The sequence below is a fragment of the Pseudarthrobacter sp. HLT1-3 genome (assembly GCF_059383535.1).
This window is the reverse complement of record NZ_JBWZCJ010000014.1, coordinates 81699-94509: the sequence shown is the minus strand read 5'-3', so window position 1 is coordinate 94509 and position 12811 is coordinate 81699. Positions and strand designations below refer to the sequence as shown.

The following is a 12811-nucleotide window of genomic DNA, read 5'->3' as shown; positions in this document are numbered from 1 at the left end:
GTCCCTAGGTGTTGGGGGTGTGGTGCGGAGGGAAGTTGTGGTGCCGCGGTCAGCTGGCGAGCTGGCGGCGGCCGTGGTTGCGCTGGTGGGTACTGTGCCGGTTGCGCCTTCGCGGGCGGGGCAGCGCGAGCTTGTCCAGCACGTCAAGGGCCGCGGCGTGTTCATTGAAGGTGTAGAGGTGCAGTCCGGGGGCGCCGGCGTCCAGGGCCGCGTTGGCCAGGTCCACGGTGGCGCTGACCCCGATCCGGGTGCGCTCGGCGTCGGTATCGGCGGCGGAGAGCCGTCCGATAAGTACCGGGTCGGGGTCGACGCCGGTCAGTTCGCTGAGCCGGGCGAGCCGCCGGAGGCTGGTAAGCGGCATAACACCCGGGATGATCGGGATCGTGACGCCGGCCCGGCGTGCCCGGGTCAGCAGGTCCGCGTACTGCTCGGTGTGGAAAAAGACCTGGGTGATCGCGAAGTCGGCGCCGGAACGCTGCTTGGCGAGCAGCACCTCGACGTCATGCGCCTCACTCGGGGATTCCGGGTGCCGGGTGGGGTAAGCGGCGACGCCGACGGCGACCTTGCCGGCGCACAGCAGCGCGGAGCGGCGCTGTTCGACCCGGCGGATGAGCTCGATCAGGTCCTGGGCGTAGCGCAGCGATCCCTCGGCGGGGACGCTGCCGTCCTTGGGCTGGTCGCCGCGCAGGGCCAGGATGCCGCGCACGCCGACGTCGAGCAGTTCGCCGATGATGTCGGCGAGCTCCTGCGGGGAGTTCCCGACGCAGGTCAGGTGCGCCAGCGGCCGCAGGGTGGTTTCCTGGACGAGGCGGTTGATGAGTTCGACGGCGGTGTTCCGGTTGGAGCCGCTGGCGCCGTAGGTCACGGACACGTAGTCCGGATCCGTGGCTTCCAGTTCGCCGATGGTGGTCCAGAGCGACTCCGCGGCCGCGGCGGACCGCGGCGGAAACAGCTCATAGGACAGTGCGACCGGGGCCGTGCCGGCCAGATTTGGATGGGTGTCAATAAGGCTTGGTGGAGACATTTGCGTCCTTGGCTGTGAACACCGACAGCTGTGCCCGGTCAAGGGGTCCGTCGGTGAATTGAGTTTGGGGAACACGGAGGAAACTCCAGCAGGACGCAGCCGCGACTGTTACGCCTGATACGAAGTTTTCCGTGAGCAAATGTCAGGCCCACATGGGGGCACCCACACCCTCCTCGGCCGCCGTGGGGCAGACCTTCAGCGGAGGATCGCTGACACGTTACTGAGGTAACTTGGATAGAACTCTAGGGCCCCCCGGCAAACGGTTCAAGTCGGCTGCCGAATTAAGACGCACCTTTACGCCCCATTCCGGCCCCGCACAGAACATTCTTCGCCCGGGGGCTCACCACGGCTTGTCCGTGAGCGGTCCGGTGACCGTGCCGTCGAGATACTCTTCCCGTTCCGGACCGCGGCTGCTCTCCCGCTGGGCCGATTTTCCGGAGTCCTCGAGCTGCTCAGGCTGCGCCTCCGGCAAATGGGAGCCCTCCCCATTGTGCCTGCGCAGGACTATCCTTTTGCCATGATCCAGCTTCCAGCCAGCTACCAGCAGTATCTCGCCGGCAAGAGCGAGAGTTTCATCAACACGGTCCGGCCGATTCTGATGCAGTCGGCGGCGGACAGGTTGCATGGGGTCCGGGTGGTGGTGCATCCACACGACCACCAGGCGCACCTGGACGATTCGATCCCGTTCGGCACTGTCGTCGAGGACATCGACTGACGGCATAGCCCCGGGCCGCGGCCTGTCCTAGTCCCCCAGGGCGGGGCTTTTCAGCGCTAGTCCCCCAGCAGGAGCCGCTGCGAGCGGGGTGCCAGCGTGTGTTCCAGCACGAGGCAGGCTGCCCCGACCGCGCCGACATCCTCGCCGACGCCGGTGCCAACCACCTCGATCTCATGGATCTTCCGGGTGGCGCTGCCTTCCCGGACGAGCTCAGGGATCCGTTCCAGGTAGCGCTGCGATAGGCAGGTCCAGAACGGTCCTCCGAAGACCACACGGTCCACGTCCAGGACGTTGGTAACGGAGGAGACCGCTCGGGCGACAAGCACTGCGGAGCGGTCGATGATGTCCGTAGCCCGCGGGTCTCCGGCGCCGGCGGCGGCACAAAGTTCGAGGAAGCTCTCCTGCAGGGCGGGACCGATCATGTGTTCGAGGGGTCCGGCCAGCACGCCCGCGTCGACCGCCTGGGCCACCAGCACCTGCGGGATGCAGGTGGATTTGATGCAGCCGCGCAGTCCGCAGTCACAGGGTGCGCCGTCAGGGTCGACGATGATGTGCCCGATTTCGCCGGCGTTCCCTGAGGTGCCGCGCACGACTTCATCGTTCAGCACGATGCCGCACCCGATTCCGGTCCCCATGTACATAAAGATGAAGCTGCCGGCGCCGCTCGGTCCGCCTGCCCAGGTCTCCGCCACGGCGGCACTGGTGACGTCCTTGTCAACGATGGTGGACAGGCCGGTGGCCGCGGCGAGGGCGTCGCGGAGCGGCACCCGGTCCCAGCCGAGCAGGAGCGGCGGGTCCACGACGGTGCCCTCCTCGAGGTCGATCGGGCCGGGCGAGGCGATGCCCAGGCCGGCGATCCTTGCCGGGTCGACGCCGGAATCCGAGATGAGCTGCTTGATTTCTGCGGCGATGGTGTCGATGACGGCTCCGGCGTCGGTGCCGGACGGGGTCTTGATCCGGGAGTGCTTGACGACGGCACCGACCAGGTCCAGCACCACGAACGTGGTGACTGCCGGGTCCAGGTGGACGCCCACAGCGTACATTCCGGTGGAATTAAGCCGGAGCATGGTCCGGGGTTTGCCGGGTCCGGTGCCTTCCTTGCCGGCCTCATAGATGAGTTCCTGGTCCAGCAGCCGGCGCGAGATGTTGGAGATGGTCTGCGGGGACAGCCCCACGATCTGGGCCAGCTCGACCCGGCTCAATCCTGCCGGGGAACGCCGGATGGCGTCGAGGATCACCGTGAGGTTGAAATCCCCCATACGGGGCAGATTGGTTCCGCGCCGCGGCGAGGGCTGGCGGATCTCAGACACTGATAACCCCTAAACGTCTTTGGCTGCGCACTGCTTATGTCAGAATCGTACGTTACGCCCCCGTGGCCACCCACGCGCGCTGCTTCACACTTCGGCGGATTTCCGGATGCTGGCGGTCACGGTGAATTTCGGGTTCCTGCCAACCTCGCGGGTCGGGCCGATCAGCCGCTGCAGCGCAGGCTGGTAGTGAAGGTGGCTGTTGAACACCGTCCACAGCTCCCCGCCGGGAGCGAGGACGCGTCCGGCCGCCTCGATGAGTTTGAGGCCGGCCCCGGCATGCACCGCCGCGCCTGCGTGGAAGGGCGGGTTGAGCAGGATCAGATCGGCGTCACCGGCCGGCAGCAGTTCCATGGCGTCGTCCTGGCGGACGGTGATCTGGTCGGCGAGCCCGTTGGCTTCGGCAGTCGCCCGGGCGGAGTCGACGGCGGCCGCGGACTGGTCGGTGGCCGTGACGCGGGCCCCCGGGTTGCTGCGGGCGTACATGGCGGCGAGGATCCCGGTGCCGCAGCCGAGGTCGACGGCGTGCCGTGCGGCCGGCATCTGCGGCAGGAACTCGAGCAGGAAGCGGGTGCCGATGTCCAGCCCGGTGCCGGCAAACACGGCACCGCGGGCGCAGACTGTCAGTCCCAGCTCGGTGTTGGGCTCGGCGACGGGGAACGGCGGCGGGCCCGCGGGGGGCCGGGGTCCGCGGGCCAGCAGGACCCGGGATTTTTGCCGGGCATGCTGGGGCTGGACCTCGCTGAAGTAGCGCTCGAGGACGGCGTTCATGCCCAGGCTCATGTGTTTGACCCGGCCGCCAGCCAGCAGCACGACGTCGGGGGCCGCGTGGCGGGCGACGGCGTCGGAAATCTCTTCAAGCTCCGCGAGGGACTTGGGCAGCTGGAGGAGCACCAGGTTCGCCCCCGCCAGCAGGCTGGCCCCTAGCGGGAGCTGTTCGAAGCCGCCGTCGATGCCCAGTGTCGCGGCGTTGCGGCGGAGGGCACGCTCGCCGGTGATGAGGTCCTGGTGCACCCGGACCGAAGCGGTCCCGCCGCCGGAGCCGGCGTCGGAGGCGAGAGGGCCGGCGTCGGAGGCGAGTGAACCGGGGCCGGGGGCGAGGGCGCCGAGGGTTAGCGCACCGTAGCGGTCCCCCACGATGGCGATTCTGCTGCCGCGCTGCAGCACTCCGGCGGCCAGCAGGAGCCGGTCCGTGGCGTCCCAGGCCTGCAGGTTGGCCGCTTCCACGTCGGGGAATCTGGCCAGCCGGGAGAAGAGGGATTCAAGAGTGTCGTCCGCCACGCGCGAGCTGCCGCCTTTTTGTGAGTCAGGGTGTTGGGGCCGTGAGGTTGCGGGCCCCCGCAAACTTATCCTGCTCCCGCAGTAAATGCAGGATGCCGGCCACCGCGGTCCGGCCGGCGCGGTTGGCGCCGATGGTGGAGGAGGACGGCCCGTAGCCGACCAGGTGGACCCGCGGCTCGACGGCCACCTGGGTGCCGTCCATGGCGATCCCGCCGCCGGGGCCGCGCAGGTGCAGCGGGGCGAGGTGTTCCAGCTCGGCCCGGAATCCGGTGGCCCAGAGGATCACGTCGGCGGCCAGGAAGCTGCCGTCCGCCAGCCGCACTCCCCCGGGTTCGATGGCGCTGAACATGGGGCGGCGCTCCAGTGCGCCCCGGGCGGCGGCCGCGCGCAGCGCCGGGGTCCAGATCAGTCCGGTCACCGCCACGACGCTTTGCGGCGGCAGGCCCTGCCGGACGCGCTCCTCGACGAGGGCTACGGCGTCGTGCCCGGCCTGCCGGTCGAAGGGGGCGTCCCGCCAGACCGGTTCCCGGCGGGTGAACCAGCTGGTGCTGGTGACCTGGGAGATCTCGTCGAGCAGGCCGACGGCGGAGATGCCGCCGCCGACCACGATCACGTGCCGGCCGCGGAACTCCTCGGCGGAAACGTAGTCCGCGACGTGCAGCTGCCGTCCGCGGAAGGAGGCCTGGCCGGGGTAGATCGGCCAGAACGGCCGGGTCCAGGTCCCGGTGGCGTTGATGATGGCCCGGGCGGACCAGTCGCCGTGGGAGGTGCTGATCCGCAGCCGCCCGGCCGTGTCGGTGTCCTCGCGGGAAACGGCCCGGACCTTGACGGGACGTTCGATGGCCAGCGCGAGCTGGTCTTCGTACCCGCCGAAATAGCGGGTCAGGAAGCTTGAGCTGGCTTCCCTCGGGTCGACGGAGGGCTGCGGGATGCCGGGCAGGTCGCTGATGCCGTTCACCGTGGCCATCCGGAGGCTCTTCCAGCGGTGGCGCCAGGCGCCGCCCGGGCCTTCCTCGGCGTCCAGGACGGTGTAGGTCATGGCCGGTCCGCCCGCGGGGTCAGGGTCTGCCGGTCCGGTCCCTGCCGGGACAAGGCCCCGGCGTTGCAGGTGGTAAGCGGCGGAGAGCCCCGCCTGGCCGGCGCCGATCACCACGACGTCGGCGGACCGGTCCGGGCCGTCAAGCCCCGCTGGCATGGGGCTCAGATCTTCTTGACGACGCTGGATTTAAGCTGCATGGGCCCGACGCCGTCGACCTTGCAGTCGATGTCGTGGTCGCCGACGCCGTTGACGAGCCGGATGCCGCGGACCTTGGTGCCGACCTTGATCACGGTGGAACTGCCTTTGATCTTGAGGTCCTTGATGACCGTCACGGTGTCCCCGTCGGCAAGGATGTTGCCGACGGCGTCCTTGATCGGCTTCGCTTCCTGGTCCTCGGACTCCGGCTCCGCGGCCGGCGACCACTCATGCGCGCACTCCGGGCAGACCAGGAGCGCCCCCATCTCGTAGGTGTACTCGCTGGAGCATTCGGGGCACGGGGGCAGGGTCTCATTCACGTCCCCAATCTTAGTCCAGCCGGTCGGGCCAGGGGCCTGTGCGGCGGCATTGCTAAGCCGCCGCCCCGGCTCCCGATGCTCAAGGACTTTGTGGTTAGCAGTTGCCGTGTTCAGCGCGGGCGTCTGGGGCCAGCTAACATCCATCCGGTGACGCCGCCGAGCACCGTGAGGCCTGGAACAAGATTCCACAACAGACCTTGCAGCTCCCGGAGCAACCCGGTGCTGGCTTCCAGTACAGGAGTGATCAACAGGTATACGACGGATGCCAGCACAAAGCCTGCGGTTCCCCCGCCGAGCGCTCCCCACAGCCTCCGACGGACTTCTCTCCTGCCCGGTGCCGGGGACGGTGACTCATTCATGACCCTCCTGGCTTGCCTTGTGTTTACGGAAAAGTGACTGGAGCAGAAACATCCTCCCGAGGCCTAGAACAAAGCTGAACCGCTGAGCCAACAGCAGCGAAAGAGGTCGGGGATACTCAGTCATAGGGTTGGGTGGAGCCCACAGCGTCTGCCAGGTCCAGAAGATGCTGTCGTTCGGCTGGTGAGTATTTTCCGACGCCGATAGCCGCGCGCATCCGTCCCCGGTGTTCCAGGATTTCCGTCCGATATTGGCCGCTCCGGTCGCACCAGGTGAGCTCCTGGAGGAGTGCAAGGAGGCGCCCGGCCACGACGGGGTCCGCCGCGCCATATAGCCTGGGCTGGTTCATGGCCATATCCAGAAGGTCCTTGAATGTGGGCAGTGCGACTACCACCCTTACCCGCCCCTCGTCATCAGTGAGGTGCTCGGGGCCGGGGTTTCTCTCCGTCAGGCGGCACAGGAGCGCGGAGAGGTGCCCGATGATGTGCACTGCCGTGGTGGGGTCGTTGATCCCTGGGGAAAGTGCCCGTGCGGCGACGTCGACCAGCTGGCGGAACCCGAATCCGACGTCCTGGACGTTGGTTCGTTCAAACCCCGTTGCGACGGCGGAGTTGACTCTGGTTCCCAGCTCTTCCCGGATTGCAGGTGTGAAGGTTTCCCCGGCCTTGACCGGCCATGCGGTCGCGAAGGGAACGCCTTCGACCAGGGAACTTCCCGGTTCACGGTCTAGCCTTATGACTCCTCCCACGTCGGCGGCCGCCTGCATGAGCGATGCTTTATCCAGCGATGTCAGGAATCCGGAGCGGGCGGATTTGATAAGGAATGCCGTCTGGACAGGTGCCGGTTCCGGTCCTCGGCTGGAGCGGTCCTGGGGGAAGACGCGGTTTATGGTCCCCTGCGTTTCGACGTTGACCCGCCGCATCATCGTCTCCACGCGGATTTCCCGGGTGAGGTGTGCCAGGAACAGCACGAGGCCGATGACGCTGGCAATGGCCAGCCCGAAAGCCACAGTGACGGAGATCTCAGGGACAAACGCCTGGTTCCCGTTGCCCTCGCCGCGCACACTTCGAAGGACAGTTAAAGAGTAAGCGAACGCAGCCAGAAACAGGGCCAGCGTGATGTGGACGAACCGGTCCGAGGTGAAGGTCCTTAGCAACCGTGGCGAGAACTGGCTGCTGGCCAGCTGCAGCGTGACGACTGTCAGGGAGAACGTCAGGGACGTAACGGTGATGAGTGACCCGGAAATGGCCTGCAGGACGGACCTTGCCGCCTCGGGTCCACCGCTGAAGAGGAGAACGGCAACGACCCCGGGCAAATGACCGTCGACGGCAGCGTCCAAGGCGGGCACCATCGTTCCCAGGGCGACGGCCAGGGCGACTGCCGCCACCGGAAGAGGCCATAAGTGTGTGCGCAGCGCATCCATCCATCGCGCCGTACGCCCGTTCATCGGCTGCAACCGGGTGGCATCCAAGGCGTTTCAGCCATAACTTCCTACTCGCGTGGGAGGACTGGGTCTGAGCCATGTCTAACACGCGCAGCGTCCCAGGCCAAACCACCAAATTCAGCCATGGAATAACAACATTTCGGCAGTGCTGGGGGCCAGGGGCTTTTCAAGCTGCATTGCTAAGCTGGCCCAACCCCAGCGAAGGCGGCACACCATGGCACGGCCCCCCGTTCAATCCGGCCGCGCGGACTCCCGGCTGCACGCCGGCTTGCGGACCGCCGGCCGGCTGGTGCTGGGCGTGTTCCTTGTTCTGGCCGGCGCCAGCCACCTCTGGTGGAGCCGGGAGGCGTTCTATGCGCAGGTGCCGGCCTGGCTTCCGCTGGACAAGGACTTTGTGGTGGTCGCCTCGGGACTGGTGGAGATTGCCCTGGGCCTGAGCCTGCTGCTGCTCCAGCGGTGGCGGGCTGCCATCGGCTGGATTGTTGCGGCCTTCTTCGTGGCAATCTTCCCGGGAAACATCTCACAGTTCGCCACCGGCACCGATTCATTCGGCCTCAATTCTGACCTGAGCCGCGGACTCCGCCTGCTCTTCCAGCCGCTGCTGGTGCTGTGGGCGCTGTGGTGCACGGGCGCCTGGCGGTCCCGGCGGCAAAACAAAGGAGGCCCTGCTCAGTGAGCAGGACCTCTTCGGTGGAGCTGAGGGGACTCGAACCCCTGACCCCCTGCATGCCATGCAGGTGCGCTACCAGCTGCGCCACAGCCCCGAATTTGCCGGGGAATTCCGTCCCGCGAAGGACCGTCTTCCCTGAAGCAACCTGTTTATCTTAAACCACATTTCCGGTTCACGCGAATCGGCACGCCCGACGGTGACAAAGGAGCCGGTCAGCGGCCAAAAGGGCCGGCATCCCTCTACGTCAAGCTGGTTGTGAGTCAGTTCATGATCAGTAGGAGGCAAGGGAATGTCTATTAGTCCAGGGTTCACGGCGGCGGAGATCCTCGAGTTCGTTCATGACTATCAGAGCGTGCCGCAGGGGCAGAAAGGTGTCTGGCTGGCAGAGCGCGAGGTCAGCTATCACAGGCTGCGGCGTTGGCGGAGCGCGGTGTTCGAGGGTGACCTCGACCGTGGGTTGATTCCGCGAGATGGTAGTCAGATGACTATTCCACCGGATAAGCGCACAGCGCTGGCGAAATTGCGTGCTGCTGAGCGCGAAGCACACGCGGCTGAGGTCGCAAAGCTGAGCGGGCGTGTGCGCGAGTTGGAGGAGACCAACACCGCGCTGGGAAAAGCTATCGGGCTCTTGCACGCGATGAGCGAGGAAGAGCCCGCAGACAACCCGATGACCCCCGACTCGTCCAATTCCTGACGCTGGAGAACGAGCTCGTCGCGGAGCTAACGCGCATGACAGGCTCGCAACGTAGCGCGTTGGCTATCGCCGGCGTCGCACGATCCACATGGCAGTACCGGCACAAGCCCCGCGCCCGGGTATCCGAGCCGGTCCTGCAGAAGGATCGTGCTTACCCGTCCCGCATCTCCACGGTCGATCGGACCGCGATCGCGGAGAAGATCACGGCGGGCTGGGCCAACGGGCACGCGGTCGATCACACGTTCGCGTCCGTCTGGGACGAGGGTGTGATGCTTGCCGGGCGCCGGTCATGGTGGCGTATCGCAGCCGATATTGAGGACCAGAGCGCACGCCCCATCGCGCCCACGGGGCGGGGGTCCAGAACGCCCCGGGAGAAGCCGGTGCTGATAGCGACCGGGCCCGGGCAGGTCTGGAGTTGTTATGCCGACGTTGTGATTATGCCGATGTTGGTCTGTGATCCCAGGTTCCAGGCACCAGCCGGCGTCGTCGGGATCAATCATCTCCCCGACGAAACCGTCACAAGCTAACCCAAGTGACTCCACTCAGCTTGACATCGCGCGCATGCCGCCAATTTGTGGAACGGAGACTACTTCAGACCATAAAAAAATCCGCCGGAATCTTTCGATTCCGGCGGATTGTCCGGTGGAGCTGAGGGGACTCGAACCCCTGACCCCCTGCATGCCATGCAGGTGCGCTACCAGCTGCGCCACAGCCCCGAATTTTCGTTGCTCCGACCCCGTCTGCTTGCGCTTTCGGCTCCGGCTCTTTTGTCCGGATCTCTCCGAAGCAACTCAAATATCTTAGAACAGCCCGCTGGAAAATTCCAAATCGGGCATATTCTGCTTTTTACGCCTGGCTGCTACTCCGAGTCGGCTGCAGCCGCTGCCTTCGCCGAGGTGTCGTCGCCGAGCTGCAGGTCCACCACTGGGCAGTCCTTCCAGAGTCGCTCCAGTGCATAGAAGACGCGGTCTTCCTCGTGCTGGACGTGGATGACGATGTCGCCGTAGTCGAGCAGGACCCAGCGGCCGCCGGAGCGACCTTCACGGCGGATCGGCTTGAGTTCGAACTTGGAGAGCTCGTCTTCAATGCCGTCGACGATGGCGTTGACCTGGCGCTCGGACGGTGCCGAGGCGATCAGGAAGATATCGGCCAGGGCCAGCCGCTCGCTGACATCCATCGCGATGATGTCCTCGGCGAGTTTCTCCGCGGCAGCGCGGGCTGCGTGGCGGGCTGTGGCGATGGATGAATCTGTTGCAGTCACGGGACTCCTTGTTGGGGTGAAAAGCTTGTGTTGTGAAAATGCGTGGAACGGCCTGCTGCCAAGACAGCGCGGCCGGGAACGAAGCTGACTAACCGGAGAGGCCGGTGATGATCAGCGTGATGCCGGCGATCAGCGCAATCAGGCCCAGGGCCAGCACCGCCAGCTGCACCAGGCGGAGGCGGCGTGCCCGGCCGAGGCCGGCCGTGGCCGCGTCCAGGGGGTCGAGCCCGTAGGCGGCATTCGCCGCGACGGGTCCCCTGCCGGTGAAGTCTTCTTCTGACAAGGCTGCGGCGGGGTTGGCCGCGCCTTGCCGGGCTGTGGCCTCAGCTCCGGTTGCCGGCTTGGCGGTTCCGCCCGGTGCGGCGGCGGCAAGGGCGGCGGCTTCGGCGCGGGCCAGCACTCCGGCGCGGCTGCCGCTGGAGCCATCACCGCGCTGGCGGAAAGGCGCCGGACGGCGGTTGCCGGACTTCCGGGCCGGCTCCACCCGGGGACCCGGGTGGGTGACGACCGGAACGTAGGACGTGGCAGGGCGCTTGAGGACGGGCCGCTCCACGCCGGGGACCTGGACGAACTCCAGGGGCGTCACCATGGCCAGGTTGTTGGCGGTGGTGGGATCATTCCGCGCTGGTTCCGGTGCGCTGTTCTGCTCGGCCAGTTTCTGCTTCGCGGCGGCCCGCCGGTTCAGCACGGCGGCCCGCTCGGCCAGGGCAATCTGCTCCGCCAGCACGTCAGGGTCGACGGCGTCAGGGTCGGTCGCGTTGATGTGCTCCATTTTGGCCAGCTGGTTCTTGGCCTGCTCGGCCAGGAGTTCCCGGGCGGCCAGGGCCTGTTCCACGGTCATTCCCTCGGGAGCCTGACCTCCGCGGCGGGCGGGGCCGGCGTCGGTCGTCCGGGGGGCCGCGGCGCCGGCCGCGGGAGTGTTGGCCTTCTGCCCGGCGGCGTCGGGGCCGGGGGCGGGAGCGTTGGCGCCGGGAGCGGGCTCCGCGCCGGGGCCCTTGCCGGGCCGGGGCACGACCGGGGTCGCGCGGGTCCGCGGCGAGGCGGGGACGATCAGGTTGGCGGAGGTCGCCGGAGCAGTTTCGGCGGCCAACTGCAGCAGCCGCAGCTGGCGCCGGGTGAGCGGACCGCCGCCGGCGAGGTTGCCCTCTTTTTCGGCGAGCTCCTTGATGGTGCGCAAGTTGGCGCGGTCCCGGGCGCGGACCTGTGAGGACCGTTCCGAGCCTGTGGTGCTGCGGATGGAGTCCACGGGGCCCGGAATTCGACGGCGGCCGCTCACTTCTGATTCTGTCGGCTCGTCGGGCTTCACGGCGCGGGTCAGCGGCGGAGCGGTGGGGGACGGCGGCGGGCCGGCTGGGGTTTTCGGGGCCGGGCGTTCGGAGGCAGGGTGAACCGCACCGGGACCCGGGGTACCGGCATCCTGGTTCGCTTCCAGACGTTCATCTCTGGCCTGCCGCAGTTCGCGACGGCTGCGGATCGGTGGCTGTTCCTGACTCATGGCAAACTCATTCGGTGCTGGCGGGTTGGGCTATCTCGGTGCTGCGATCATAGCGTGCGGCGCCATTGCCGGCGGAGGTGTCCCCGGTGTCCGGGTCGCCGCCGTAAAGTCGGTATTTGGCGATGTATTGAACCACGCCGTCGGGGACGAGATACCAGACGGGGTTCCCGTCCGCCACCCTGGTGCGGCAGTCGGTCGAGGAGATCGCCATAGCGGGAACCTCAAGCAGGCTGACGTCCTTCCGGCCCATTCCGTCCAGGACGTGGCCGGGACGGGTGACGCCGACAAAATGCGCGAGGGACCACAGCTCGTCGATGTCCTTCCAGGACAGAATCTGCGCCAGGGCGTCAGCTCCGGTAATGAAGAACAGGTCCGCGTCGGGACGCAGCGTGTGCAGGTCCCGGAGCGTGTCAATCGTGTATGTCGGCCCGGGCCGGTCCACATCAACGCGGCTGACGGTGAAGCGGGGGTTTGAGGCGGTCGCAATGACGGTCATGAGGTACCGGTGCTCGGCCTCGCTGACCTTCTTGCTCATCTTCTGCCACGGCTGGCCGGTGGGCACAAAGACCACCTCGTCCAAGTCGAACTTGGCCGCGACTTCGCTGGCCGCGACAAGGTGGCCGTGGTGGATGGGATCGAACGTGCCACCCATCACACCCAGCCGCAGGCGGCGCTGGGCGCCGCGCTGCTTCACGATGGCGGAAATATTAGTGCCCTTGGCCGTGGTCGTGCTTGTTGGGGTGCTGGCGGTGCGGGTCAGAGTGCTCCTCGACGGCTTCGTGGCGCCTGCCCAGGTTGCCGTAGGACAGCGTGACGAACAGCAGGACCATCAGGACCGCGAACATTACGACGCCGACGACCCACGGCGGCGCGATAAGCGGCGCGAGTTCCTCGTGGCCTGATCCGCCGGCGGCGGCGACGATTGTGGCGATCTGCTGCGACAGCATGTTCTCCCCTAGTGAGTTCAAGAAGTGATGACGGCGGGTATCCCCGCCGTTCCGGAGTTCTG

15 protein-coding genes and 2 tRNA genes are annotated in these 12811 nt (G+C 67.1%); 4 read left to right on the top strand and 13 right to left on the bottom strand.

The genetic code is table 11. The features are described from left to right. Positions 1-49: 49 nt before the first annotated feature. Both AC50X9_RS13400 and AC50X9_RS13395 read right to left on the bottom strand, forming a co-directional pair. Complete coding sequence (locus AC50X9_RS13400) at positions 50-1024, bottom strand: methylenetetrahydrofolate reductase (protein WP_494894252.1); 975 nt, start codon at positions 1022-1024, stop codon at positions 50-52. Between the two features lie 340 nt (positions 1025-1364). Beyond that, positions 1365-1496, bottom strand: a complete 132-nt coding sequence (locus AC50X9_RS13395) for a hypothetical protein (RefSeq protein WP_494894251.1) — start codon at positions 1494-1496, stop codon at positions 1365-1367. A gap of 45 nt (positions 1497-1541) precedes the next feature. Here AC50X9_RS13395 and AC50X9_RS13390 point away from each other — a divergent pair, with 45 nt between their 5' ends. Further along, positions 1542-1739 carry a hypothetical protein gene (locus tag AC50X9_RS13390; protein WP_494894250.1) on the top strand — a complete coding sequence of 66 codons (198 nt, stop codon included), beginning with the start codon at positions 1542-1544 and terminating at the stop codon, positions 1737-1739. A gap of 56 nt (positions 1740-1795) precedes the next feature. Here the strand turns inward: AC50X9_RS13390 and AC50X9_RS13385 are convergent, their stop codons facing one another. The 5 genes from AC50X9_RS13385 to AC50X9_RS13365 all read right to left on the bottom strand — a co-directional run bounded on the left by AC50X9_RS13385 (position 1796) and on the right by AC50X9_RS13365 (position 7661). Further along, positions 1796-2998: an ROK family transcriptional regulator gene (locus AC50X9_RS13385; protein WP_494894269.1), complete on the bottom strand. Its 1203-nt coding sequence runs from the start codon at positions 2996-2998 to the stop codon at positions 1796-1798. Positions 2999-3133: 135 nt separating this feature from the next. Beyond that, positions 3134-4327, bottom strand: a complete 1194-nt coding sequence (locus AC50X9_RS13380; RefSeq protein ID WP_494894249.1) for a class I SAM-dependent methyltransferase — start codon at positions 4325-4327, stop codon at positions 3134-3136. Between the two features lie 25 nt (positions 4328-4352). Then, a complete protein-coding gene (locus AC50X9_RS13375) occupies positions 4353-5522 on the bottom strand; it encodes an NAD(P)-binding domain-containing protein (RefSeq protein WP_494894248.1) in 1170 nt (389 codons plus the stop codon). Positions 5523-5527: 5 nt separating this feature from the next. Next, positions 5528-5881 carry a zinc ribbon domain-containing protein YjdM gene (locus AC50X9_RS13370; RefSeq protein ID WP_494894247.1) on the bottom strand — a complete coding sequence of 118 codons (354 nt, stop codon included), beginning with the start codon at positions 5879-5881 and terminating at the stop codon, positions 5528-5530. Positions 5882-6356: 475 nt separating this feature from the next. Continuing rightward, a complete protein-coding gene (locus tag AC50X9_RS13365; RefSeq protein WP_494894246.1) occupies positions 6357-7661 on the bottom strand; it encodes a DUF2254 domain-containing protein in 1305 nt (434 codons plus the stop codon). Positions 7662-7896: 235 nt separating this feature from the next. On the opposite strand from AC50X9_RS13365, the gene AC50X9_RS13360 reads away from it, so the two are divergent. Further along, entirely contained in the window at positions 7897-8358 is a 462-nt protein-coding gene (locus AC50X9_RS13360) for a DoxX family protein (RefSeq protein ID WP_494894245.1), read from the top strand. A 15-nt stretch (positions 8359-8373) separates the two neighbouring features. Here the strand turns inward: AC50X9_RS13360 and AC50X9_RS13355 are convergent. Continuing rightward, positions 8374-8446: transfer RNA gene (locus AC50X9_RS13355), tRNA-Ala, on the bottom strand. Positions 8447-8641: 195 nt separating this feature from the next. Between AC50X9_RS13355 and AC50X9_RS13350 the strand changes: the two genes are divergently transcribed. Together AC50X9_RS13350 and AC50X9_RS13345 are read left to right on the top strand one after the other, a co-directional pair. Then, positions 8642-9046, top strand: coding sequence for a hypothetical protein (locus AC50X9_RS13350; protein WP_494894244.1), 405 nt, complete (start codon positions 8642-8644; stop codon positions 9044-9046). A gap of 35 nt (positions 9047-9081) precedes the next feature. Next, positions 9082-9573 carry a hypothetical protein gene (locus tag AC50X9_RS13345; protein WP_494894243.1) on the top strand — a complete coding sequence of 164 codons (492 nt, stop codon included), beginning with the start codon at positions 9082-9084 and terminating at the stop codon, positions 9571-9573. Positions 9574-9689: 116 nt separating this feature from the next. Here AC50X9_RS13345 and AC50X9_RS13340 read toward each other — a convergent pair. From AC50X9_RS13340 to AC50X9_RS13320, 5 genes are all read right to left on the bottom strand, one after another. Continuing rightward, positions 9690-9762: transfer RNA gene (locus AC50X9_RS13340), tRNA-Ala, on the bottom strand. Between the two features lie 143 nt (positions 9763-9905). Further along, entirely contained in the window at positions 9906-10307 is a 402-nt protein-coding gene (gene rsfS / locus AC50X9_RS13335) for a ribosome silencing factor (RefSeq protein ID WP_494894242.1), read from the bottom strand. Positions 10308-10395: 88 nt separating this feature from the next. After that, entirely contained in the window at positions 10396-11802 is a 1407-nt protein-coding gene (locus tag AC50X9_RS13330; protein ID WP_494894241.1) for a hypothetical protein, read from the bottom strand. A gap of 7 nt (positions 11803-11809) precedes the next feature. Continuing rightward, positions 11810-12454, bottom strand: coding sequence for a nicotinate-nucleotide adenylyltransferase (gene nadD, locus AC50X9_RS13325; RefSeq protein WP_494894268.1), 645 nt, complete (start codon positions 12452-12454; stop codon positions 11810-11812). A 55-nt stretch (positions 12455-12509) separates the two neighbouring features. Continuing rightward, the gene (locus tag AC50X9_RS13320) at positions 12510-12749 is read right to left on the bottom strand and encodes a hypothetical protein (RefSeq protein ID WP_494894240.1); all 240 of its coding nucleotides are present in this window, start codon (positions 12747-12749) and stop codon (positions 12510-12512) included. Positions 12750-12811: the final 62 nt, after the last annotated feature.

Excerpts from the sequence above, each read along its gene's own strand:
- AC50X9_RS13350 (WP_494894244.1), top strand. The coding sequence starts at position 8,642 with ATGTCTATTAGTCCAGGGTTCACGGCGGCGGAGATCCTCGAGTTCGTT.
- AC50X9_RS13330 (WP_494894241.1), bottom strand. The coding sequence starts at position 11,802 with ATGAGTCAGGAACAGCCACCGATCCGCAGCCGTCGCGAACTGCGGCAG.
- AC50X9_RS13375 (WP_494894248.1), bottom strand. The coding sequence starts at position 5,522 with ATGCCAGCGGGGCTTGACGGCCCGGACCGGTCCGCCGACGTCGTGGTG.
- AC50X9_RS13360 (WP_494894245.1), top strand. The coding sequence starts at position 7,897 with ATGGCACGGCCCCCCGTTCAATCCGGCCGCGCGGACTCCCGGCTGCAC.
- AC50X9_RS13390 (WP_494894250.1), top strand. The coding sequence starts at position 1,542 with ATGATCCAGCTTCCAGCCAGCTACCAGCAGTATCTCGCCGGCAAGAGC.
- AC50X9_RS13365 (WP_494894246.1), bottom strand. The coding sequence starts at position 7,661 with ATGGATGCGCTGCGCACACACTTATGGCCTCTTCCGGTGGCGGCAGTC.
- AC50X9_RS13400 (WP_494894252.1), bottom strand. The coding sequence starts at position 1,024 with ATGTCTCCACCAAGCCTTATTGACACCCATCCAAATCTGGCCGGCACG.
- AC50X9_RS13320 (WP_494894240.1), bottom strand. The coding sequence starts at position 12,749 with ATGCTGTCGCAGCAGATCGCCACAATCGTCGCCGCCGCCGGCGGATCA.
- nadD (WP_494894268.1), bottom strand. The coding sequence starts at position 12,454 with ATGGGTGGCACGTTCGATCCCATCCACCACGGCCACCTTGTCGCGGCC.
- AC50X9_RS13385 (WP_494894269.1), bottom strand. The coding sequence starts at position 2,998 with ATGGGGGATTTCAACCTCACGGTGATCCTCGACGCCATCCGGCGTTCC.
- AC50X9_RS13345 (WP_494894243.1), top strand. The coding sequence starts at position 9,082 with ATGACAGGCTCGCAACGTAGCGCGTTGGCTATCGCCGGCGTCGCACGA.